Genomic DNA, 21,445 nt, shown 5'->3' with positions numbered 1-21,445 from the left:
AACTGAAGGTGCGGAATGTAGGTTCAAACATCTCTTATGGGCATATCCCACATTGCCATCGCCTTATTACAGTGCATCGGTGGCATAAGGAGAGAAAGATCGCCAAGGTCGGCTCATATTCCCTCCTCCGATAGCCTTTAATTCATCCCTGCCTTTTTATCTATCATGATTCCTGATAGCTTCCCCTGTCAGCTCATAAGCTGGGATGAGTCCTATGAGCTGGGCCGAAGGCTGGCCTATGAGATCAAGCGATCCGGATTTCGTCCCGATCTGATCGTGGCCATCGGCAGGGGAGGATATGTTCCGGCGAGGGTGGTCTCGGACTTTCTTCTCTTCTCCCTCCTGGCCAGCATCAAGATAGAGCACTGGGATACTGCTGCCTGTGAGAGGCCCCAGGCATCTGTCCGCTTCCCGCTGGCGGTTGATGTACAGAGTCAGAAGGTGCTGATAATAGATGACGTCACAGACACTGGAAAGACCCTGAGGACGGCTGTAGACTATATGAAAGAACTGGGCGCAGCAGAGGTCAGAACAGGAGTCTTGCAGCACAAGACCGTCTCCCCCTTTGTGCCGGACTATTATGCGGAGAAGGTGGCTGAATGGAGGTGGATAATCTATCCCTGGGCGGCTCATGAGGATCTGGTGGGCCTGGCAGAGAGGATTCTCTCGGAGGAGGATCTGAGCACGGGAGAGATCGGTGAGCGGCTGAAGGGGCGGTATGGCCTGATTTTGGAGGAGAGCACTCTTTTAGAGGTGGTGGAGGAACTGGTAGCTATGGGAAAGGTAGAGATCCGGGACGAAAGGTATAGAAAGATCTGAAGGCAGGTCGTCGCAGCCCTTCCCTGGCAACCTTCATCTGCCCGTTCATAGTCCTCCTTTTAATTTCATATGATGCATTGATGCATTCCTATACCATATGATCTTCGATCAGAAAATTTGCCTGATGTGGACAAAGAAGCATAGGCCTCTAAATGTACATCACAATCAGCGGCAGCATCAATACTCCCATAGCGTGCGTGCGGTGGATGCCGGCCACAGGGGCGACCAGCCCCACGATAGTGGAAAGAAGTAAGATGAACAGGCCGAAGATGCCGGTGAAGGCATATGTCATGACCAGGAGGAAGACGAGCACAAAGACGCACAACTGGGTGTAGTTCAGGCGGGATATGGTCCGGGCGGCGATGTCCGCCGTGCCGACGGTGGCCAGATACGATGCCAGGACCACCATCATCACAATGACCATCATCATCGCCATCGTCCTTTCGTCCAGGGTCATAAGCTCCTGGATGGCCGCCGCCGCCCCGCTCCTGGGCCGGTCGATAACATAGAGGGCGACCAGGGAGAAGAGGGCATTGGCCGAGTTCACCCCCGCTATGGAGACCAGGAACTCCTCTGCTGTTCCCGGGGAGCCCAGGCGGGTGGCGATAGAGGCCACAGATGGTGAGATCCCCGGAATCCAGGCCACCAGCGAGCCTCCCAGGCCGCCGGATAAGACCGCCTTGATCAATGAGGGGGCGGGCATCTTGATCCTGCTCTCTGTCTGTTTTGGAATCTGAACCTTTGTCGAGAGGCTGAGGATCAGGGAGGAGGCGCCGAAGATCCCGGAGAGGAGGGGCAGGAGCACCTGGGGCTCCAGATTCAGGGGGGAGGAGAGCAGGCCATCATGCTCGAAGGCGAACAACCCCAGAAGGCCGCTGGTCAGGAAGAGCATTGCAGCGATCAGTCTGTACTTCCAGTGAACCAGACTTCCCTGCCCCTCGATCCACGGCCCCCTCTCGGACTTGATCATCATCAGGGCGATTCCCAGCAGGATGATGCCCACATATTTTGTGAAGTATTCGTAGTAGCTGGATACAATCCAGGAGAGGGGATAGACCAGGAAGAGGGAGAAGGCGATCGATCCCGCGCTGCCCAGAGCGGATAGGCGCACCGCCTCAATCCCCCTCCCCTCCAGCATCAGCCTCTGGCCGGGGAGGACGGAGAGGGCGGTCTCGGAGTCGGGAGCGCCCAGAAATATCGCCGGGATGGCATCGAAGAACGTCTGAGAGATGCTGGCGGCAAGGATTATGGATGCCATCTGAAAGGGGGTAAAGCCGAGGAGGATCAGTTGGGGGGATAGGGCTAAAAGCATGGAGGCGAAGTTGTTCAGATGCAGGCCGGGGGTCAGGCCGCTGATGATCCCCAGGACGAACCCCAAAATCACGCAGAATGCCAGGGTGGTGTCGATGAATTCGAGCATGAACCTCGCCCAGATTAACTTATACTTAATTTATAAGAAGTCTTCGGCGGAGCATACGGGAATATTAATATCACTAGCAATAATATCATCAGCTAATATTGCCTGCGGGTTGATATAGCCATCAATCAGTCCGGGCATCTCCTGGCAAACCCTTAAATACTGGTGAATTGTCGAGCTACATATTCCGCACAGGGATAAGATGCCCTGGGCGCATGAACCATATTGGTTCGAACGCGCGCTATGCGTGTGAGTCGGCCTATTCGGCCATGCGGAGGATTCGAATGAAGTTTGAGAAGACAAACCCAAGGATAGTCCGCCTTATCGGCGATCTCAAAGCAGCCACTCGCGAGACGGGCGCTCCCCTTTGGCGTGACATCGCCAAAAGGCTCGAGAAGCCCAGCCGCAACTATGCTGCTGTTAACCTGAGCAAGATCAACAGGCATACCCAGTCGAATGATACTGTTCTTGTGGCCGGAAAGGTCCTGGCCTCAGGCAACCTGGAGCATAATGTGACCGTGGCCGCCCTGAACTTCAGCAGCCAAGCCATGTCCAAGATCCGGCAGGCGGGCGGCAGGTGCATCCGAATAGAGAGTCTGATGCAAGAGCACCCCAAAGGATCGGGAATAAAGATTTTGAGGTGAGAGCAATGGTAGTAGTAGATGCAACTGGATTGGTCCTGGGGCGCTTAGCAAGTGTCACTGCCAAGAGCCTCCTGGCAGGAGAGGAGATCAATATCGTCAATGCCGAGAAAGCTCTCATCACCGGGGACAAGGAGCACATCTTCCGCGACTACGGCCAGACCAGAGCGCGGGGCAGCAGAGAGAGAGGCCCCTACTTCCCTCGCCGGCCGGATATGGTCCTCAAGAGGACAGTGCGGGGCATGCTCCCCTATAAGATGAGGCGGGGAAGAGATGCATTCTCCAGGCTGAAGGTCTATGTGGGCATCCCCCGGGAGTTCAAGGAGATGGAGTTTTTCCAGCCTGATGCTGCTAAGATGAGAACGGAGAGCAACAACAGATATATCGAGCTTGGCGCCTTGAGCAAGAGGCTCGGAGCAAACTTCTGAGAGGATCAAAATGAAGATCATCAATACCTCAGGCAAGAAGAAGACGGCAACTGCAAGGGCCACTCTGAAGGAGGGAAAGGGCATTGTACGCATCAATAAGGTGCCTTTGGATATCTTCGAGCCCGGGCTTGCCAGACTCAAGATCAAAGAGCCGATCGAGATCGCCGGAGAGCTGGTTAAAGGAATGAACATCGATGTCGTCGTCAGCGGCGGCGGGATCATGGGGCAGACGGATGCCGTTCGCACTGCAATCGCCAAGGGCATTGTGGAATGGACAGGCGACACAGCACTGAAAGAGGCCTACTCCGATTACGACAGAAACCTCCTTGTCAGCGATCACCGCCATAAAGAGAGGAAGAAGTTCGGCGGCCTTGGTGCCAGGTCCAGGTACCAGAAGTCCTACAGGTGAAACTGCTTGATACCAGTCAGGTGCTTTTCCTGCGGCAAAGTGATATCCCATGTATGGGAGGAATACCGGGAGCGCATCAAGACTGAGCCTCCCGGCAAAGTCATGGATGACCTGGGAATAGACAAATACTGCTGCAGGCGTATGCTTCTCTCCCATGTGGAGATAGTGGACACCCTGAGGCGGTACCAGTAGAAGGGGGTTGTAGGGTAGCCTGGTCCATCCTACAGCGTTCGGGACGCTGTGACCTGAGTTCGAATCTCAGCAACCCCATCATACTCTTCCTTTGAGGTGGCTATTTGAAGGGCGAGAAATATACCAGATATGAACGTGCGCGCATTGTAGGAGCAAGAGCTTTGCAGGTTTTCATGGGCGCTCCAGTACTGATCGATACCAATCATACCGACCCTCTAGAAATAGCGCTTGAAGAGATGAGACTGGGCGTAATTCCCATCACCGTAAAACGCAATCGCTATTAAGGTAGGTGAATTAGTTGGAAGAAGATGAGGTGATGACGGTAGCGGGAGAATATGAGACTCTCATACCGATAGATGAGTACCTTGCCGCCGGCGTTCACATCGGTACTCAACAGAAGACAAACGATATGATGCCTTACATTTATCGGATAAGATCTGATGGGCTCTATGTTCTGGATGTTCAATCCACAGACAAGCGCATCCGCATGGCCGCCAAGTTCCTGGCCAATTACGATCCCGAAAATATTCTGATCGTATCCGCCAGACAGTATGGCCAAAGGCCGGCTCAGATGTTTGCCAAGGCCACAGGGGCAATGGCAAATGTGGGCCGCTTTGTGCCCAATACCCTGACCAATCCCGCCTTTCGGGGATTTATCGAGCCGGATGTGATGATTGCCACTGACCCCAGCGGAGATGCACAGGCGGTCAATGAGGCAGTGGATGTGGGCATACCGGTGATCGCTCTGTGCGACACCAATAATATGACCTCCAATGTTGACCTGGTGATACCCACCAATAACAAGGGCAGAAAGGCCCTTACCCTCATCTACTGGCTGTTAGCCCGCCAGCTTCTGTATGAGAGGGGAGAAGGGGACCGGTTCAGATATACTATCTCGGACTTTGAGATGGAGTTCTGAGTCCATGCGGCCACCAGCCGTTGCCGGCCAGTTCTATCCGAGCAGCCCGGGGGAGCTTGGGCGGCAACTGGATGAGTTGATGCCTCCGGCCGAGGAGATGCCGGTAGTGGGCGGCGTTGTCCCCCATGCTGGATACATCTATTCCGGCCGGATTGCTGCTATGGTCCACTCCCGCCTGCCAAAGAGGGAGACCTATGTGATACTGGGGCCCAACCATCACGGCATAGGCTCTCCGGTAGCTCTATCCCGCGATTCATGGAGAACTCCTCTGGGGGTGGTGGCAGCAGACAATGAGCTGGCCGACCTCCTGGCAGGGAGCATCATCGATCACGATGAGAGCGCCCACCAGCATGAGCACTCCATTGAGGTGCAGATTCCATTTCTTCAGAGGCGCTTTGGAGATGATATCAAGATCCTGGCCGTCTCCATGGGGATGCAGGATGAGCAGACGGCATCAGAGGTTGGAGAGGAGATCGCCCGCGCTGCCTTGGAGCTTGATCGGCAGTGCATAGTGATTGCTAGCAGCGATTTCACTCATTATGAGCCCCGGGATGTGGCGAGGAAGGTGGACTCCCAGATCATTGAGGCCATCCTGAATATGGATATCCCCCAGATCTACTCCCGGGTCTACCGCTATAATGCCTCTTCATGTGGCATCGGACCGATTGCGGCAGCCATTACCGCCTCCCGGCTGCTGGGTGCCAACAGCGGCAAGCTTCTCAGTTACGGCACAAGCGGCGACGTAAGCGGTGACTATAGCCAGGTAGTAGGATACGGAGCGATTGTCTTCACCTGAAGGGGCTCTCTTATGACGATGGCATCGGCACCCGGCAAGATCATCCTCTTCGGGGAGCATGCTGTCGTCTCCGGCACGGCTGCATTGGGAGGAGCAGCAGATCTGCGAGCCCGGGCCACTGTAGAGGACCTGCCGGGAAGGCTTCTGATAGAGACGGACGATCTCTCCTTGCAGGGCTTCTCCTTTGATCCTGGAAGCGGACAGATCAGTTCCGCCAGTGCAGCATATGCCACCAGATATGTATCGGCAGCCGTAAGGGAGCTTGAGGCCAGGGATGTTAGGATCCGGATCGAGTCGGACATCCCGCCGGCAGCAGGCATGGGATCATCAGCCTCCATAGTGGTGGCCACTGTGGCTGCCCTTAACGGCCACCTGGGGCTGGGCCTATCGGAAAGAGAGATTGCTCAGCTCTCCTATCGCATTGAGAGAGGGGTTCAAAAGGGGCGCGGCAGCCCCATGGATACTGCTTTGGCCACATATGGAGGCTACCAAAGGATCTCCGATGGCAACCAGCCCCTCGATCTTCCCCCCCTGGAGGTAGTAGTGGGATACACCAGTGTGCCTCACGATACCTTCTCATTGGTAGAGAGGGTCCAGCTCTTGAAAGAGCGCTACCCGGACCTGGTGGAGCCCATATTCCAGGCGATAGGAGCGATCACTGAGAGGGCGCTTCCTCTGGTCAGAGAGATGAACCTCGATGAGCTGGGGGGGCTTATGGACATCAACCACGGCCTTCTGGAGGCCCTTGGGGGTGAGCTCCATGGAGCTGTCTGAGCTGGTCTATGCAGCGAGAGGTGCTGGAGGAGCCCTGGGAGCCAAGCTCACTGGAGCGGGAGGAGGAGGTTGTATGATTGCTCTTCCCGGAATCGAGGGAAAGGATGCCCTGATGGTGGCTTTGAGGCAGGCGCGGGGAGTGGCATTCCCGGTCATGATGGGCGGCGAGGGCGTGCGGCTGGAGGGAGATTGAGCCAGGAGGGCGAGCATTGGTTCGAGTCTTGAAGATCGGGGGAAGCATCCTGACTGATAAGAGCGGCGAGAGGGGGGCCATCCAGGAGGAGATCGAGCGGGTGGCAAGGGAGGTGGCTACCAGGCCTCAGGATCTGGTGCTGGTGCACGGAGCCGGATCCTTTGGGCATATCCCTGCCCGGCAATATGGCCTGCCTCAGAGGTTCAGCCCGGAGGGCTTGAGGGTGACCCATGAGTCGGTGGTCAGGCTCAACCACCTTCTGCTGGAGGCCCTGGCTGGAGCGGGGGTCGATTCCCTTCCTGTCCACCCCCTCTCCTGCCTCACCCTCTCCGGGGGAAGGATAGAGAGCTTTGCCATCGAGCCGATAACAAAGATGCTTGAATGCGGGATCATGCCCCTCCTGCACGGGGATGTGGCCATGGACTTGACAGGGGGAGCGGGAATAGTCTCCGGGGACCAGCTGGTGAGCTACCTGGCACGGGCTCTGCAGGCAGAGGTGGTGGCAGTGGGCTGCAATGTGGACGGGGTGCTCCTCTCAGGCCGGCCTCTGGCAGAGGTACAAAGATCTGATCTTCCCCGGATTGAGGGAGCAGTAGGAGGAAGCGCGGGGATCGATGTCACCGGCGGGATGAGAGGAAAGCTCGACGAGCTGCTGGAGCTGGCCGATGCGGGCATAGGCGCAATGATATTCAATGCCTCCCGGGAAGGGAACATCGTGCGGGTCCTGCAGGGCGAGGCCATAGGGACGAAGATCTGGAGGGCGGATTGAGCACCTCCAGCCGGAAGATCGACCATATCCGAATCTGTCTGGAGAGCCCGGTGGAGTCCAGGGAGACGGCCTCCAGGCCCTTTGATGATCTGGTGTTTGTCCACAGAGCCCTCCCGGAGATCGATGAGGAGGATATCGATACCTCCTGCCGGTTCCTGGGAAAGAGGCTGTCTGCACCGCTCATGATCAGCGCCATGACCGGGGGCCATCCCAGCGTCAAGAGGATCAATGAGAATCTGGCCAAAGCCGCCTCTGAGCTGGGGCTGGCCATGGGGGTGGGCTCGCAGAGGGCGGCTTTGGAGGACGGGAGGCTGAGGGATACCTTCTCAGTGGTGCGGGATGCTGCGCCCGATATACCTCTGGTGGGGAATATCGGGGCGGTACAACTGAAAAGGTCCGGCCCCGGGATCCTGGATCAGCTGGCAGAGATGATAGATGCCGATGCCATCGCCGTTCATCTGAACTTTCTGCAGGAGAGCATCCAGCCGGAGGGGGATAGAGATGCCTTCGGGGTGGCTGGGGCGCTGAGGGAGGCAGCAAAAGGGCCGGTTCCCATAATCGTCAAGGAGACGGGGGCGGGCATATCGAGGGAGACGGCGGCCAGCCTGGCGGATGCGGGCGTTAAGATGATAGATGTCTCCGGCCAGGGAGGTCTCTCCTGGGCCGGGGTTGAGACCTACAGGGCGGCAGAGATAGGTGACAGTGAGCTGGAGGAGATGGGAAGGCTCTTTTGGAGCTGGGGAATTCCCACCCCCGTTAGCATAGTCGAGTGCCGGTCAGCGGGCCTGGATGTCATCTCCTCGGGAGGGATAAGGAGCGGACTGGATGTGGCCAAGAGCCTCTCCCTGGGGGCAGGCCTGGCCGGGATTGCCCTTCCCATGCTCAAGCCGGCGACAAAGGATGCTGAATCGGTGATCAAAGCCCTGAGCCCCTATCTGCGTGCTCTGAGGATCTGTATGTTCCTTACCGGTTGCAGAAGGGTTGGGGAGCTGGAAGGGGTCCCTCTCGTGGTTCTAGGAAGGACCAGAGAGTGGCTGGAGGCCCGGGGTTATGATTTGAGAGAGTTTTCTGCTTATAGAGAGTTGACAAAATGAAAGATATTGCGATAATCGCCGTCGGTGGCTATAATGAGATCGGCCGCAATATGACGGCAATAAGGATAGGAAAAGATATCATTGTAATGGATATGGGGATCAGACTGGACCGGGTGCAGATTCATGAGGATACCGATGTGGAATCCCTGCATGCCGAGGATCTGATCAGCATAGGCGCCATTCCCGATGACAGCATAATGCAGAGCGTTGACGGAAAGGTCAGAGCTATTGCCTGCACTCATGGCCACCTTGATCATATCGGGGCCATCTCCAAGCTGGCTCACAAGTACCATGCTCCGATCATCGCATCGCCCTTCACTGCAGATCTGATAAGCCAGGAGATCAGGTCGGAGAAGATCTTCGGGGTGAACAATCCCCTGAAGACTATGGATGCCGGAGAGAGGTTTCAGGTCACGCCCGATATCGAGCTGGAGTTCGTGCGGGTGCAGCACAGCATTGTGGACTGCGTCTTTGCCGCCATTCATACTCCCAAAGGGATCATAGTCTATGCCAATGACTTCAAGATCGATCGCACGCCGACACTGGGCGAGGCGCCGGATTTCGCCCGGCTGAGGGCTCTGGGAAGGGAGGGGGTGTTGGCTCTGATCACTGAGACCACCAATGCCTCCATCTCCGGAAAGACGCCCTCTGAGCAGATAGCCAAGGATCTGGTGATGGACGTTCTCATAGGCACTGAGGAGACCAGGTCCGGGGTATTGGTCACCACCTTCTCCTCCCATATCGCCCGGATCAGAGCGATAATCGAGGCTGCCCATAGGATGGGGAGAAAGCCTATTCTCCTGGGCCGGTCCATGGAGAAGTACTGGGGGACGGCGGTGCGGACTGGATATGCCCATCAGGGTGAGGTCTCTGTCTTCGGGAGGAGAAAGTCGGTGGACAAAGCCTTAAAGAGGATCATGAATGAGGGCAAGGACAAGTATCTGCCCATCATGACCGGCCATCAGGGTGAGCCGGGGGCGATACTGAGCCGGGTGGCCAATGGAGAGACCGATCTTCAGGTGGAGTCGGGGGATAAGGTGGTCTTCTCTGCGGGCATCATACCCCAGCCCCTGAATGAATCCAACCGCCATACCGTTGTGACCAAGCTGAAGATGAGGGGAGGCAGGATCTATGACAATGTTCATGTCTCCGGGCATGCCTGCCGGGAGGATCACTGGGAGTTGCTGCGGATGATCAATCCAGAGCATGTCATACCAAGCCACGGGACTCTGGCCAGCCATGGCAGCTATCTCATGATTGCCGAGGAGACAGGCTACTCCCTGGGGTCCAATATCCATCTGGTCAGGAACGGCCAGGAGCTGCTCATCGACTGAAGAGAGGGTTAGGGAGGTTGTGAGAAGGATGATGGATAAAGAGCTGGAGGAGCGCGCTGCCCTGGTGACGGCTGCTATTGAAGAGCTGCTGCCGGTGAAGCATCCGCGCGGCCTGTATGAAGCGAGCCGGCACCTGGTGGACTCCGGCGGAAAGAGATTGAGGCCATCGATGCTGCTCTTGGCGGCACAGGCCGCCGGGGGAGAGGCTCAGGCCCTGGCGCCGGCGGCGGTATCCATTGAATTGGTTCATAACTTCACCCTCATTCATGATGACATCATGGACAATGCCGATGTGCGGCGGGGCAGGCCTGCAGTGCATAAGATCTGGGGACAGTCGGGGGCCATTCTGGCTGGCGATACCCTATACTCGAAGGCCTTTCAGGTCCTGGGGATGACTGCCGCCAGCCCGGAGCGAATTCTGGCTGCTATGAATATGCTCTCCCGCACCTGCACAGCGATATGCGAGGGCCAGTGGCTGGATATGGAGTTCGAGTCCCGGGAGCGGGTGACTGAGCAGGAGTACATGGAGATGATCGAGAAGAAGACGGGAGTTCTCTATGGCGCTTCTGCCGGTATGGGGGCGATCCTGGTTGGTGCGTCCCCCGAGGTGGTAGGGGCGATGGATGAGTTCGGCCGGCTGACGGGCATGGGGTTTCAGCTCCAGGATGATGTCATCGATCTCATGACCCCGGAACGGGTCTCGGGGAAGAGGCAGGGGGGGGATCTGATCGAGGGGAAGAAGACACTGATCATGATCCATGCCTTTGCCAATGATGTTGTGGTGCCGGTCTTCGGCAGGAAGGATGCCTCGGAGGAGGAGATCTCCCGGTCGATCTCCATTCTCCAGGAGAGCGGCTCGATTGATTATGCCCGGTCCAGGGCAGAGGAGATGGTGGTCAGGGGCAAGAGGGCACTGGACGTCCTGCCCTCCTCACCGGCCAAGGAGACGATGCTGGAGCTGGCCGATTATATGATCAGGAGAAGGTATTAGAGGTAAAAGATTTTGTTGATGTTGTGCTCATAGATTTAATGCTTACAGATGCAGTGCCTTTAGATGCAGTACTTTGGATGTAGTGCCTGCAGATGGGTGATCATATGTCAACGCTGGGAATAGATGGGGATTACCTTTATGGCCTGGATATGCCGGGGGCAGATGGATATTTCCTGGCCATCAAGGTCATCATTGTGCTGATTGTTCTCCTGATTGCAGTGTGGATGCTCTATCCACGATGCCGGTCCTGCAGATAGGATTGCTGGTGAGGGTGGACTGGCATTTTTATGCCCCTGGAGGGAGGCCGTCCCAGGGGAGTCTAAGAGCCCCGCCGGAATAATGCCGATGCTCGATGAAGTATAGATCTTATGCGGGATCTGTGGGGATAATCCAGGCTCGAAGGCGGAAGTGCCAGATCTGATCCCGGCGAGGATGCTGGCGGAGTTTGCCTACTGTCCCAGGCTCTGCTACATCGAATGGATCGATGGGGAGTTTGCGGACAATGAGGATACCGTTGATGGCAGGTTCCAACACCGTCGGGTGGATGAAGATACAGAGAACGACCCGATGGACGATGATTTGGAGGCCATCCACCTCCGCTCAGTATCCCTGGCCGGTCCGGAGGTGGGAGTCACCTGCAGGATAGACCTCCTGGAGAAGGAAGGCAAGAGAGCAACTCCGGTGGAGTACAAGAGGGGAAAGGCTCCTGATATTCCGGAGGGGGCATATGAGCCGGAGCGGGTGCAGCTCTGTGCTCAGGGGCTGGTCCTGCGGGAGAACGGCTTTCAATGCGAGCAGGGGATCGTCTATTTCGTCCGTTCCAGGAAGAGGGTGCCGGTCACCTTCGACAAAGCCCTGGTTAAGAGGACCCGAGGGCTGATATCCGAATTGAGAAGAGCTGCTATTGAAAAAAAGATCCCTCCACCCCTAAAGGAGAGCCCTAAGTGCAATCGCTGCTCGTTGGCTGGCATCTGCCTTCCGGATGAGGTGAACCTGCTCAGAGAGATGGAGGAGAAGAGGGGATCAGAAAAAGGGATAATGGTGCGGGTCAGGAAGCTTATTCCAGCGCGGGACGACTACCAGCCAGTTTATGTCGTAGGACATGGCAATTCTCTGCGAAAGAAGGGCGATGTCCTGGAGATCTGGTCCAGGGATGAGGGCAGGATAAAGGAGGTGAGGCTGAGGGAGATCTCGCAGGTCAATTTATATGGAGCAGTGGATGTATCGACTCCGGCCCTGGTGGACCTGATGCAGCGGGGAATTCCGGTTCTGCATTTCACCCGGGGAGGATGGTTTCAGGGGGTGAGCCTGGGCCACACACACAAGAATGTGGAGCTTAGGATGAAGCAGTTCGAGTGGGCTGCAGACCGGAAGAGATCGCTGGCCATTGCCCGGTCCATGATATCGGGGAAGATCAAAAACTGCAGGACTCAGTTGCGCAGAAATGATCCAGAGCCTTCGGCGGCAGTGTTGGAGAGCCTGGACAGACTCTCTCGTGATGCGAAGAAGGCATCAAGCGCGGAAAAGCTCCTTGGAATCGAGGGAGCGGCGGCGGAGCTTTACTTTGGCCGGCTGGACCGACTGTTGAAAGGGAATGAGGACTTCTCTCTCCAGAGCAGGAACAGGCGTCCGCCAAAGGATCCGGTCAATGCTGTTCTCTCATACCTTTATGCCGTCCTGGCGAAGGAGATGTTTGTTACCCTGCTGGCGGTGGGCTTTGATCCGTACCTTGGATTCTACCACCGGCCGAGGTATGGCCGGCCGGCACTGGCACTGGATATGATGGAGGAGTTCAGGCCGATGATTGCAGACTCGACGGCAATAACACTCTTCAATAAAAGAGAGCTTGGTGATAAGGATTTTATCCGAACAGGTCTAGGCATCGCTCTTACCTCGAAGGGCAAGAAGACGGTCATTGGAGGCTATGAAAGGCAAATGGAAGCTGAGATCACTCACCCTCTATTTGGCTACACCGTCAGCTACAGGCGTATATTTGAGGTTCAAGTCAGGCTTCTCTCCAGAGTTCTCTTTGGTGAAATAAAGGAGTATCCTGCATTCAGCAGGAGGTGATGCATTTGTCCGGACGAAATTGTTTCGTGGTGAGCTATGATATCATGGATCCTAGACGGCTGCAAAGGGTGCATAAGAGCATGAAAGGTTTTGGTGAGCCTATCCACTATTCCGTTTTTCGCTGCAATCTAACGCCCAAAGGCCGGGTGGAATTGATCGCCGCCCTTACTGGCCTCATCAAGCACGACCAGGACAGGATCATGATCATTGATCTGGGACCGGCGGATGGCGGAGCGGATGATAGAATTGAGTTCATCGGGGTTAGAGCGGTGGATTCCTCGCCCAAAGCAGTCATAGTCTGAGGTCATAAAACATATAATCGTCATCTATCACTGCTATAACCGGTTGATTGAGCTAAATCGCATCTGCAATCAGTCCGATCTGCAGCTACATTGGTCGTGGCACAATCAATATATAGCCCCAGGGAGAACTAATAGAATGCAGGTATCTGGAGAGCAGGCACCCTATTTGTGCAGGGCCATTCGACCAGACGGATGGGTAAAATTATAACCGTTTTTCTAACGAATTTCGCACATCGAGGTGGTTTCTAAAACCCCGGGAGATGCGCGAAAGGCCAGCACATAACGATAATGGTCTTGAACAGAGACCTACTTTCTAAAAGTATTCATAAAAGTTGACGGTATGTGCGAAAATCGGCTTTTTTCCGATAGCAGCAAAGGCCGAAAAATGGCGGCTGTATCCATGTCTGAAAGGACGTGGCCCGGTCCACCTTATGAATTTAATACCAATTGTAAAATGTGATGGCATTATATCTTATCATCAATTTTCACATTGCTCGTTCATTTCACATGCAATTAATGTTTGTATTGTTTCATCTCCAACCTATCAACAGCCAGCCTCGATTGTATCCAAGCCTCCCCGGCGTTGAGGGGGCCCAGGGCATTAGCGCGGGAGGCCCGAAGGGCCGACTCGCGGCGCCCAGAAAAAACAGTCTGTATGGTTTCGAATCAGCCTTGATAACAGCCCGGATCTCTTAAATATTATTCCAACCTTCAGCCGGGCCCGCCTGGAGAATTTTTGCATCAATATATCGCATCCCAAAACCATCGACATCCTCATTCCGATCTGTCTGGCTTCGTGGGGCCCCTTCACCAGCATCCCGGAGGGCCGACTCGCGGCGCCCAGAAAAAACAGCCTTCATGGTTTCGAATCAGCCTCGATAGAGGCCGGGTTGAATTGATCGCTGCCCTTACTGGCCTCATCAAGCACGACCAGGACAGGATCATGATCATTGATCTGGGACCGGCGGATGGCGGAGCGGATGATAGAATTTAGTTCATCGGGGTTAGAGCGGAGGATTCCTCGCCCAAAGCAGTCATAGTCTGAGTTCATAAAACATATAATCGTCATCTATCACTGCGATAACCGGCTGATTGAGCTAAATCGCATCTGCAATCTGTCCAGTCTGCAGCTACATTGGCAGTGGCACAATCAATATATAGCCCCAGGGAGAACTAATAGAATGCAGATATCTGGAGAGCAGGCACCCTATTTGTGCAGGGCCATTCGACCAGACGGATGGGTAAAATTATAACCGTTTTTCTAACGAATTTCGCACATCGAGGTGGTATCCAAAACCCCGGGAGATGCGCGAAAGGCCAGCACATATCGATAAAGGTCTTGAACAGAGACCTACTCTCCGAAAGTATTCATAAAAGTTGACGGTATGTGCGAAAATCGGCTTTTTTCCGATAGCAGTAAAGGCCGAAAAATGGCGGCTGTATCCATGGCTGAAAAGTCGTGGCCCAATTGAAACCTAGCAGGGGGCGAGTCTCCCCTCTCGAGCTGGTACTGTATCCATGTCTGAAAGGACGTGGCCCAATTGAGGCCTACAGTTCCAAGTGCGTTTCAGATACCTTTAGCAGCATTTCCACCGCTGAAGAGTGGCTCTTCTCTGAATCGTGCGGATTTCGTCCTCCAGATGATTTTTCTTTGTGCATTTGCGCCCTGGAGACAGGCCCCAAGTACTCCGATCTCAACACAAAGGAACAGAGGCGAAAAGAGGAGATGAATATGAATAACATCCCCCGGATCTGCCCACAAAAAGAGCAAAGAACCCGAAAAATCATGGCCCCCGGCATTGAGGGGGCGGGAGGGGACAATTTTGGCCGTAGCCCGCTGAAGATTGCCTGCAACTGGGACGACACTAGCCGGAGGCTATTTCAGTACTGCACCAGCCCCCCCTCTGCCTTGACCCTCAAGACCGCCCTCTCGAATACGAACAGGCTCACCGGGAGGAGCACAATTGAGAACAGAGCCAGAGTGAGTAGCTCCGGGGCCAGCTCGCTGACGCTGTACCCCTGCAGCAGAGCATGCCTCATGCCATTCACTGAGTAGGTGATGGGCAGGATATGGGAGATGTTCTGCAGCCAGGACGGGAATACCTCAATTGGGAATAGGACCCCTCCAAAGAGCTCAGAGCTGCTCATTAAGAGCATATTGATCGGATCTCCCCGTTTGAAGACCATGATGAAGCTGGCCGATAGTATTCCTATGCTGCTGAAGCATATTATGGTGAGGATCAGAATCAATATGGCGCCCCCAACATTGGCCCGGCTCATATCCACCCCCAGCATGATCCCTATGATCAGATACATCAGCACCCGGAAGGAGGCGAATATGAAGTTCCAGAGGGAGGACAGGGCGATGATGCTCGATGTGCTGGTGGGGGTCACCAGCATGGCCTCCAAAGTCCCCATCATCTGCTCATCCCGCACACTCTCAGAGAAGCTTCTCAGGGAGATCATGAGATAGCCGGAGAAGGCCATGCCAATGAGGACAAAGGAGAAGTAATCCCCGCCATACGGCTCCAGATACTTGGCCGCCCCATCCCCGATCAATTTGGCGATGAAGTAATAGGTCAGGATGTTGAAGAGCATGAAAAACAGCCTCAAGAAGAAGTCGAACTTATAGCTCAACTGCAGCATATAGCCCTTCTTGATGAACCAGAATGCCTTCTCGAAGATGATCACCACCCCCTCTTCCCGACCATTCCCCGCCCCCTGCCCCTCTGCCTGGGAATGTGCACCGGAAGTGAGCCTGAACCTGAGCCCGAGCCCGAATGCCCCTCGAGGGATGCTTTGCCGGTATAATGGCAGAAGACATCCCCCAGAGTGCTGCCCTCAGGAAGGCCGGACTTAAGCTCATCAGGCCTCCCACTGGCCTTGATCCTTCCCTCGTCCAGCACTGCCAACCTATCGCACAGCTCCTCCGCCTCATCCAGCTGATGAGTGGAGATGAAGATGGTCTTGCCCTTCTCCTTCACAATCTCCTCCTTGATGAACCTCCTCAGATCATTTGCCGCCCCCGGGTCCAGGCTCCGGGTGGGCTCGTCCATGAAGAGGACTGCAGGATCGTTCAAAAGCCCCCGCGCTATGGCCATCTGCTGCTTCATCCCGGCAGAGTAGCTGTAGAAGGGCTCATCCGCCCGGTGTTTTAGCCGGACCACCTCTAAAAGCTCCTCTGTTCTTGCCCGGACGGCACTCTGAGGCAGATTGTAGAGGGTGGCAAAGAACCGCAGGTTCTCCCTGCCCGAGAGCCTCCAGTAAAAGCTCCTCTCATCGGTGGTCACAAACCCCAGCGACTCCCTGACCCTCTGACCCTCTGCCACCACATCATAGCCGTTGATATAAGCCTCACCCTCCGATGGAAGGATCAGGGTGCACAGTATCTTGATCAGAGTGGACTTGCCAGCTCCATTGGGGCCGAGAAGGCCGAAGACCTCTCCCTCTTGAACCTTGATGTTGATCTTATTCAGGGTGGTCAGAGTCTCTCTGTCTTCTGATCTTCTTATGGCATCCAGGAATCCTCTATACAGCACAAACCTCTTGGTTAAATCCCGTGTCTCAATTGAATACATTCCCATGGTCTCTTGACTGTTTATCGATCCGTAAAGAATCGCGCAAATCATATCATTTTTTCGGCTATATTTAAGATTGATTCTCAGAGAGCTCGGATATTCATTGCAGAGATTTAAAATCGAAATTAATATTACAAAGCAAAGGAAAAGTCTTAAATAAGGTGTTATGAGCAGATTATGGTCGGAGGAATAAGATGCAAAAGAGATCTATGTTAATCCCCCTGGCCATCCTTCTGGCACTGATTCCAGGAATGGCCCTGGCGGATAACGCTATGATGGAAGAGCTGGGCTCAAAGGCGGCCCGGATAGCTATGCAGGAGCTGGATGTCCAGAAAGGAGATGCCAACCTGTTGATTCTGACCGATGCTGGGCATGCCATCATCGATGGCCAGACAACCCAGGCCGCTATCAAGGGCCTATCGGCAGAGAGCGGGAACAGCGTAGGAGATGGCAATCTCTTCCAGGTTCTGAGGGCCCATTTCAAGCCCCTGTGGTTCTACTTCTTTGATAAATCCGATGGCGAAGCAGTCTACTTGGAAGTGAATAGTGAGGCCTTGGCGAGCAGCCCGGAGGCATTCTCTGCCCTGGAGAATGATAAGGTCTTCAGCAAGATCTCAAAGGCCTTTGTGGACATCGATTATCTGGAGAGCCATACCGATGAGGGCAATGCCACCTTTAACGAAAAGGCCTTCAACGGCAATGAAGGATCTCTGATTCCCATCTCCAATGTCTGGGCAAGAGGCGGCTCCTTTGATTTCGTCCAGGCCACCTGCTTCCACGATCACCTCTGCCCCGGCGTTACCAGTGGCTTATTCCTGGCCAAGTATGTCGAGGAGAAGCTGCCCATAACCAATAGCAGCGAGAGCTACAAGGTCATATCCTGCCCCAACTGGTGCAAAGAGGATCTCTTACAGATGCGCTGGGATGCCACTCCCGGAAAGAGCGGCATGTTCGTGATGGCCCTCAGCGATAAAGAGAGAAAGGCGGTGCCGGGAATTGCAGGGATATTCATCCGCTGGAATTCCACCTCCAATGATGGCGATGCTCTGGTTCTGGCCTATAACACCAGCTCTATGGAGAGCGACTGGACTGGACCTGCCTGGGGAAGCAAGATCGCCAGCGCTGTGGCCCTCCTGAACCATACTGACAGCCCGGACAGCTTTGTCTCCACCATCAAGGAGTTCAAGGTCGACCAGGAGAAGCTATCTCTGATGCAGAACGCCGGCATGCATCCTTTGAAGGTTGCTGGCGTTTTGTGAGCTTAGACGGATAAGAGAGGACGGATAGGAGAGAACGGATAAGAGAAAACGAATAAGAGAAGTTGAGAAACAGCATTTGAGGGCAGCGGTGGCGCACCTGATGGCAGGTGCCAAGGGAGAGAGCGCCGCCTGCCATCACCCTTTTAGGTTGAATATTAAGTTAGTTATTTATACTCAAAGGACCTACGTTCATTGATACCCGACTGACCAATCTGACTGGCAGTCTTCAGCCAAGAACGTGAGGGTTCTAATGCCGATTTCATCTCTGGGATTCATGTGCATAGGTCTGGTGTGGGGCTGGTGGATCGGAGGCATCGGGAGAGGGGCCCGCCGTACACTTCTGGATGCACTGGCAGCGGGCGCAGCAACTCTGATATTTTCTTTGGGGATAGCTGCATATGCCGGCCTGCGCCCCATCCTGTTCTTTCTATGTGCAGGCGGATTGACCCTTTATCTTCATCTCGCCTGGATTCAGGGGCTGAAGGATAGATTTGGGCCGTCGGGGGGGCTGGCCGGAGAGGAGGTCGGAAGATGATAGATGAATCGATAATTCAGATGATCCAGTTGATAGGCGCGCTGCTGTTTGGCACCATTATAGGATGGTATGTGTATATGATAAACCGCTATCGCAAGGGCGATGTTCAATTAGGCGACCTGGCGGCATTGATAGGAGTCATAGGCGGAAGTGCTATTCTGGCTCTATTCGACAGGGAAGGTGGCCTCTTTGGAGCTTATGGCATCGGGCTTGCCATTGGCTTTTTCTCTTACTTCCTATTCCTGGTCCTGATGGTCTACATATCGGACAACTTCGATATTGACTGGTTCCTAGACGGAAGGCGAAAAAAGCCCTCAGGCGACTACGTCATTCCTCCGGGTACTGCCGAGACCATAAGGCCAATGGGAGCTGATGGCGGCAGCGGAGCCCCGGGCCCAAAGGATTAGGCAGAGGGCAGCTTGAACCTGCTGATAGATTCTTGATTGAGCCATCAGGATGGTGAACAGAGGATAGGCATATGACCGGCCGGTCGATAAGGGATATGAAAGAGGCGGTCTTCGGCGAGAAGGGGCCCGATCCGGAGATTCTGGTACATCTGGCCCCCTTCCTCTCTGAGCCTCTTCTCTTTAGAGCGATAGCAATTGCCAATGCCGTCTCTGATCCTTTCCAGCGTGCTATGATACTCATAGCCCTGGCAGGATCAGCTCAGCTCTCTGAGGAGAAGAGAGAGCTGCTGGTCAAGGCTGCCCGGAATGCAGCAAATGAGATCTCATCCAAGCCTGAAAGGATGCAGGTGCTTGCAAAGATTCTGCCACTGGCATTTGGCAAGGATCATCTCTTGCTGAGGTATGAGCAGCAGAGAATGGAGCGCCTCTCAAGAGGAGAGAAGAAGTGGCGGGCACAACCCCCATTGGAGGCATCGACAGATAAAGAGCGGCCAGGCGGGAGCAAACCAGAAAAGAGGCCTCTGATCGAACGGATTGCGGACAGGGACGATGATGAGATGAGCACTCTGGCCAGAGAGGCTCTGGCCCGCCTCCAGACCCGCACTGTCAATACCGGCTTTGCATCTTTGTCGCAGGCCTCTGTTCCCCTGCATCCAAGCTCTCCCCTGGATCCAGGCCAGAATTATTACTTCTGGCTGGATATTGGCCGGCCGACTCTGTGCTCTATTGAGGCCACCCCCACAGCGATTCCCGATTACATACCGCCCAAGGCCAGGCTGGTGGTAGCCATCTTCCCCTTCGATGAGGAGATCGAGATCGTCCCCGGGGCCGATATCGGGGAGCTGGAGCTAGAAGAGGATGGTACTGCAATTGTATTGCGCCAGCCCCAGCAGGCGCTGGAGGGCATAGAAGTACCGTTGGGGGATCTTCTCAATCGACGCCTGCTCTTTCCGGTAAAGGCTCCGCAGAAGGAGGGAGCATTCCGCCTGCGCTGCAATATCTACTATCAGCAGATCCTCATCCAATCCAGGCTGGTGAGAGCTGTGGTGGCAAGAGATGGCTTGCCCAGAGAAGGAGCCTTGCAGTCGGTGATCGATTATGCCCTCAGCCATACTCTGTGGGCAGAGCATCTGCAGAGCCTTTCTCCCCACCGCCTCAGCATCCTTCTGAACAGCAATGGCGATGGCACCCATACCCTCAGCTTTCTGGGAGCGGAGGGGAATGATCTCTTCAAGGACAGCGCTGTGATACCGGCGACAGAGTTGAAGATCCCAGCTGAGAACGGCAGAAAAGGGCTGTGGAAGGTTTCCTGGGGCGAGGAAAAGCCATGGAGAGATGATGGGAGACTGACCTACCGCTATGCGAATCGCTTTCCCGAAAGGGCTTCGGATCTCAAGAGGCTGGAAGAGGACCTGATATTCCTGGCCAGAAGGGGGTACATACTCTATAATGCCATCATCGACAAGTTCACCCGCAGCCGGGGCAAGAGCTCAGAGCTGGCCCGGCTGATGCTCAATCCCGGCATGGTGCAGATCGCTATCAGAGACTCGCCCACCCAGATCCTTCCTGCCTCTTTATTCTACGATTATCCTCTTGATACTCAGGCGGATGGCTATAAGATCTGTGAGGCTTTTCTAGCTGCACTCCAAAGCAGCATGCCTCTGCATCAGGCAGCCTGCTTTACCGGCCAGTGCCCCCACTCCAGGAGAGATGCCAATGGCAATCCAGATGGCTATATCTGTCCAAGCGGATTTTGGGGCTACAGGCATAGCCTGGGGTTTCCCCCATCCCTGGCCGATGGAATGGATGTGCCCGCAGAAATCCCTATGGATGAAGGTCCGCGGATGGTGGTGGGTGCAGCAACAAACCTCGACCGCCTCGATGATCATATGAGGGCTCTGAGAGAGATCAGGAGAGATGCAGTCTGGAATTATTCAGAGAAACGCATGGAGATCATCCATAATCTTCAGAAAGAGAAGGGAAGAACACATCTGATCTATTTCTACTGCCATGGCGGAATCACAGCCAACAACCTTCCATACCTGCAGGTGGGAGACGGGACGGGCAGCGACTTTATAGATGGCTCGAATCTGCGTGCTTATGAGATCAACTGGGACGGACCTCAGCCCCTGGTCTTCATCAATGGCTGCCATACCACCGCCCTGGATCCGGAAAAGGCCATCAACATGGTTGCCGATTTCGTCAGCGCGGGCAGCGCGGGGGTGGTTGGAACGGAGACGACCATCTTTGAGCCCCTGGCATGCAGCTTCGCCGAGGCCTGCCTGAGCTATTTCCTCAAAGAGAAGTGCAGCATAGGAGATGCTATAAGAATGGCCAGGCTGAAGCTGCTCGGAGAATACAACCCTCTGGGCCTGGTTTATACCCCATTTGTCCTTCCCAGCCTTCATGTAAGGGAAGGCGTCTCGAATCCACCCCAAAGGGACAGAGGGAGAGAGAAGAGAGATGGAATCCCAGGCTCACCCATAGAATAGAGAATAGAGAATAGAGAATAGAAAAT

At 54.9% G+C, this 21,445-nt stretch carries 24 protein-coding genes and 1 tRNA gene; 22 read left to right on the top strand and 3 right to left on the bottom strand.

Features of this window, described 5'->3' with window-relative positions:
- Window positions 1–165: 165 nt before the first annotated feature.
- Complete coding sequence (locus tag IPI63_RS10485) at window positions 166–819, top strand: phosphoribosyltransferase (protein WP_214080075.1); 654 nt, start codon at window positions 166–168, stop codon at window positions 817–819.
- 148 nt (window positions 820–967) lie between these two features.
- Here IPI63_RS10485 and IPI63_RS10480 read toward each other — a convergent pair whose 3' ends face one another.
- The gene (locus tag IPI63_RS10480) at window positions 968–2,239 is read right to left on the bottom strand and encodes a tripartite tricarboxylate transporter permease (RefSeq protein WP_292478344.1); all 1,272 of its coding nucleotides are present in this window, start codon (window positions 2,237–2,239) and stop codon (window positions 968–970) included.
- Window positions 2,240–2,520: 281 nt separating this feature from the next.
- Between IPI63_RS10480 and IPI63_RS10475 the strand changes: the two genes are divergently transcribed.
- The 17 genes from IPI63_RS10475 (at window position 2,521) to cas2 (ending at window position 13,148) form a co-directional block, all read left to right on the top strand.
- A complete protein-coding gene (locus tag IPI63_RS10475) occupies window positions 2,521–2,880 on the top strand; it encodes a 50S ribosomal protein L18e (RefSeq protein ID WP_214066041.1) in 360 nt (119 codons plus the stop codon).
- A gap of 5 nt (window positions 2,881–2,885) precedes the next feature.
- Entirely contained in the window at window positions 2,886–3,305 is a 420-nt protein-coding gene (locus IPI63_RS10470) for a 50S ribosomal protein L13 (protein WP_214066040.1), read from the top strand.
- 10 nt (window positions 3,306–3,315) lie between these two features.
- Window positions 3,316–3,714 carry a 30S ribosomal protein S9 gene (locus IPI63_RS10465; RefSeq protein ID WP_214066039.1) on the top strand — a complete coding sequence of 133 codons (399 nt, stop codon included), beginning with the start codon at window positions 3,316–3,318 and terminating at the stop codon, window positions 3,712–3,714.
- Between the two features lie 6 nt (window positions 3,715–3,720).
- On the top strand, window positions 3,721–3,906 hold the full coding sequence (locus IPI63_RS10460) for a DNA-directed RNA polymerase subunit N (RefSeq protein WP_214066038.1): 186 nt from the start codon (window positions 3,721–3,723) through the stop codon (window positions 3,904–3,906).
- Between the two features lie 3 nt (window positions 3,907–3,909).
- A tRNA-Pro gene (locus tag IPI63_RS10455) sits at window positions 3,910–3,984 on the top strand.
- Between the two features lie 26 nt (window positions 3,985–4,010).
- Window positions 4,011–4,190 carry a DNA-directed RNA polymerase subunit K gene (locus tag IPI63_RS10450; protein WP_013720015.1) on the top strand — a complete coding sequence of 60 codons (180 nt, stop codon included), beginning with the start codon at window positions 4,011–4,013 and terminating at the stop codon, window positions 4,188–4,190.
- 32 nt (window positions 4,191–4,222) lie between these two features.
- The gene (rpsB, locus tag IPI63_RS10445) at window positions 4,223–4,825 is read left to right on the top strand and encodes a 30S ribosomal protein S2 (protein ID WP_342673193.1); all 603 of its coding nucleotides are present in this window, start codon (window positions 4,223–4,225) and stop codon (window positions 4,823–4,825) included.
- A 4-nt stretch (window positions 4,826–4,829) separates the two neighbouring features.
- Window positions 4,830–5,621 (top strand): MEMO1 family protein, encoded by a 792-nt coding sequence (locus IPI63_RS10440; RefSeq protein WP_214066036.1) that lies wholly within the window; start codon window positions 4,830–4,832, stop codon window positions 5,619–5,621.
- A 12-nt stretch (window positions 5,622–5,633) separates the two neighbouring features.
- Entirely contained in the window at window positions 5,634–6,395 is a 762-nt protein-coding gene (mvk, locus tag IPI63_RS10435) for a mevalonate kinase (RefSeq protein ID WP_292478341.1), read from the top strand.
- Window positions 6,382–6,588: a hypothetical protein gene (locus IPI63_RS10430; RefSeq protein WP_292478647.1), complete on the top strand. Its 207-nt coding sequence runs from the start codon at window positions 6,382–6,384 to the stop codon at window positions 6,586–6,588. The genes mvk and IPI63_RS10430 overlap by 14 nt, the downstream gene beginning before the upstream one ends.
- 16 nt (window positions 6,589–6,604) lie before the next feature.
- Window positions 6,605–7,357 (top strand): isopentenyl phosphate kinase, encoded by a 753-nt coding sequence (locus IPI63_RS10425; RefSeq protein ID WP_292478340.1) that lies wholly within the window; start codon window positions 6,605–6,607, stop codon window positions 7,355–7,357.
- Window positions 7,354–8,451, top strand: a complete 1,098-nt coding sequence (gene fni, locus IPI63_RS10420) for a type 2 isopentenyl-diphosphate Delta-isomerase (protein ID WP_292478339.1) — start codon at window positions 7,354–7,356, stop codon at window positions 8,449–8,451. The genes IPI63_RS10425 and fni overlap by 4 nt, the downstream gene beginning before the upstream one ends.
- Window positions 8,448–9,785 (top strand): RNase J family beta-CASP ribonuclease, encoded by a 1,338-nt coding sequence (locus tag IPI63_RS10415; RefSeq protein WP_214066032.1) that lies wholly within the window; start codon window positions 8,448–8,450, stop codon window positions 9,783–9,785. Before fni ends, IPI63_RS10415 begins: the two co-directional genes overlap by 4 nt.
- A 28-nt stretch (window positions 9,786–9,813) precedes the next feature.
- Window positions 9,814–10,776, top strand: coding sequence for a polyprenyl synthetase family protein (locus IPI63_RS10410; RefSeq protein WP_292478646.1), 963 nt, complete (start codon window positions 9,814–9,816; stop codon window positions 10,774–10,776).
- A 104-nt stretch (window positions 10,777–10,880) separates the two neighbouring features.
- The gene (locus tag IPI63_RS10405; protein WP_214066031.1) at window positions 10,881–11,033 is read left to right on the top strand and encodes a hypothetical protein; all 153 of its coding nucleotides are present in this window, start codon (window positions 10,881–10,883) and stop codon (window positions 11,031–11,033) included.
- Window positions 11,034–11,184: 151 nt separating this feature from the next.
- Window positions 11,185–12,846 carry a CRISPR-associated endonuclease Cas1 gene (cas1, locus tag IPI63_RS10400; protein ID WP_292478338.1) on the top strand — a complete coding sequence of 554 codons (1,662 nt, stop codon included), beginning with the start codon at window positions 11,185–11,187 and terminating at the stop codon, window positions 12,844–12,846.
- A complete protein-coding gene (gene cas2 / locus IPI63_RS10395; protein ID WP_342673192.1) occupies window positions 12,846–13,148 on the top strand; it encodes a CRISPR-associated endonuclease Cas2 in 303 nt (100 codons plus the stop codon). The genes cas1 and cas2 overlap by 1 nt, the downstream gene beginning before the upstream one ends.
- Before the next feature lie 1,881 nt (window positions 13,149–15,029).
- Here cas2 and IPI63_RS10390 read toward each other — a convergent pair.
- Both IPI63_RS10390 and IPI63_RS10385 read right to left on the bottom strand, forming a co-directional pair.
- Window positions 15,030–15,842 (bottom strand): ABC transporter permease, encoded by an 813-nt coding sequence (locus IPI63_RS10390; RefSeq protein WP_292478337.1) that lies wholly within the window; start codon window positions 15,840–15,842, stop codon window positions 15,030–15,032.
- A complete protein-coding gene (locus tag IPI63_RS10385; RefSeq protein ID WP_214064479.1) occupies window positions 15,836–16,726 on the bottom strand; it encodes an ABC transporter ATP-binding protein in 891 nt (296 codons plus the stop codon). Before IPI63_RS10385 ends, IPI63_RS10390 begins: the two co-directional genes overlap by 7 nt.
- 194 nt (window positions 16,727–16,920) lie before the next feature.
- Here IPI63_RS10385 and IPI63_RS10380 point away from each other — a divergent pair, with 194 nt between their 5' ends.
- The 4 genes from IPI63_RS10380 (at window position 16,921) to IPI63_RS10365 (ending at window position 21,419) form a co-directional block, all read left to right on the top strand.
- Complete coding sequence (locus IPI63_RS10380) at window positions 16,921–17,985, top strand: FmdE family protein (RefSeq protein ID WP_292478336.1); 1,065 nt, start codon at window positions 16,921–16,923, stop codon at window positions 17,983–17,985.
- Window positions 17,986–18,235: 250 nt separating this feature from the next.
- Window positions 18,236–18,520 carry a hypothetical protein gene (locus IPI63_RS10375; RefSeq protein ID WP_292478335.1) on the top strand — a complete coding sequence of 95 codons (285 nt, stop codon included), beginning with the start codon at window positions 18,236–18,238 and terminating at the stop codon, window positions 18,518–18,520.
- A complete protein-coding gene (locus IPI63_RS10370) occupies window positions 18,517–18,927 on the top strand; it encodes a hypothetical protein (protein ID WP_214064482.1) in 411 nt (136 codons plus the stop codon). The genes IPI63_RS10375 and IPI63_RS10370 overlap by 4 nt, the downstream gene beginning before the upstream one ends.
- Before the next feature lie 71 nt (window positions 18,928–18,998).
- The gene (locus tag IPI63_RS10365; protein ID WP_292478334.1) at window positions 18,999–21,419 is read left to right on the top strand and encodes a CHAT domain-containing protein; all 2,421 of its coding nucleotides are present in this window, start codon (window positions 18,999–19,001) and stop codon (window positions 21,417–21,419) included.
- Window positions 21,420–21,445: the final 26 nt, after the last annotated feature.

Source organism: Methanothrix sp., from assembly GCF_016706325.1.
Classification (GTDB): Archaea; Halobacteriota; Methanosarcinia; order Methanotrichales; family Methanotrichaceae; genus Methanothrix.
The sequence above is the reverse complement of the archived record's forward strand: the minus strand, read 5'-3'. Positions and strand labels throughout refer to the sequence as shown.

Excerpts from the sequence above, each read along its gene's own strand:
- IPI63_RS10485 (WP_214080075.1), top strand. The coding sequence starts at position 166 with ATGATTCCTGATAGCTTCCCCTGTCAGCTCATAAGCTGGGATGAGTCC.
- IPI63_RS10480 (WP_292478344.1), bottom strand. The coding sequence starts at position 2,239 with ATGCTCGAATTCATCGACACCACCCTGGCATTCTGCGTGATTTTGGGG.
- IPI63_RS10475 (WP_214066041.1), top strand. The coding sequence starts at position 2,521 with ATGAAGTTTGAGAAGACAAACCCAAGGATAGTCCGCCTTATCGGCGAT.
- IPI63_RS10470 (WP_214066040.1), top strand. The coding sequence starts at position 2,886 with ATGGTAGTAGTAGATGCAACTGGATTGGTCCTGGGGCGCTTAGCAAGT.
- IPI63_RS10465 (WP_214066039.1), top strand. The coding sequence starts at position 3,316 with ATGAAGATCATCAATACCTCAGGCAAGAAGAAGACGGCAACTGCAAGG.
- rpsB (WP_342673193.1), top strand. The coding sequence starts at position 4,223 with ATGACGGTAGCGGGAGAATATGAGACTCTCATACCGATAGATGAGTAC.
- IPI63_RS10440 (WP_214066036.1), top strand. The coding sequence starts at position 4,830 with ATGCGGCCACCAGCCGTTGCCGGCCAGTTCTATCCGAGCAGCCCGGGG.
- mvk (WP_292478341.1), top strand. The coding sequence starts at position 5,634 with ATGACGATGGCATCGGCACCCGGCAAGATCATCCTCTTCGGGGAGCAT.
- IPI63_RS10430 (WP_292478647.1), top strand. The coding sequence starts at position 6,382 with ATGGAGCTGTCTGAGCTGGTCTATGCAGCGAGAGGTGCTGGAGGAGCC.
- IPI63_RS10415 (WP_214066032.1), top strand. The coding sequence starts at position 8,448 with ATGAAAGATATTGCGATAATCGCCGTCGGTGGCTATAATGAGATCGGC.
- IPI63_RS10410 (WP_292478646.1), top strand. The coding sequence starts at position 9,814 with ATGATGGATAAAGAGCTGGAGGAGCGCGCTGCCCTGGTGACGGCTGCT.
- IPI63_RS10405 (WP_214066031.1), top strand. The coding sequence starts at position 10,881 with ATGTCAACGCTGGGAATAGATGGGGATTACCTTTATGGCCTGGATATG.
- cas2 (WP_342673192.1), top strand. The coding sequence starts at position 12,846 with ATGCATTTGTCCGGACGAAATTGTTTCGTGGTGAGCTATGATATCATG.
- IPI63_RS10385 (WP_214064479.1), bottom strand. The coding sequence starts at position 16,726 with ATGTATTCAATTGAGACACGGGATTTAACCAAGAGGTTTGTGCTGTAT.
- IPI63_RS10380 (WP_292478336.1), top strand. The coding sequence starts at position 16,921 with ATGCAAAAGAGATCTATGTTAATCCCCCTGGCCATCCTTCTGGCACTG.
- IPI63_RS10375 (WP_292478335.1), top strand. The coding sequence starts at position 18,236 with ATGCCGATTTCATCTCTGGGATTCATGTGCATAGGTCTGGTGTGGGGC.
- IPI63_RS10370 (WP_214064482.1), top strand. The coding sequence starts at position 18,517 with ATGATAGATGAATCGATAATTCAGATGATCCAGTTGATAGGCGCGCTG.
- IPI63_RS10365 (WP_292478334.1), top strand. The coding sequence starts at position 18,999 with ATGACCGGCCGGTCGATAAGGGATATGAAAGAGGCGGTCTTCGGCGAG.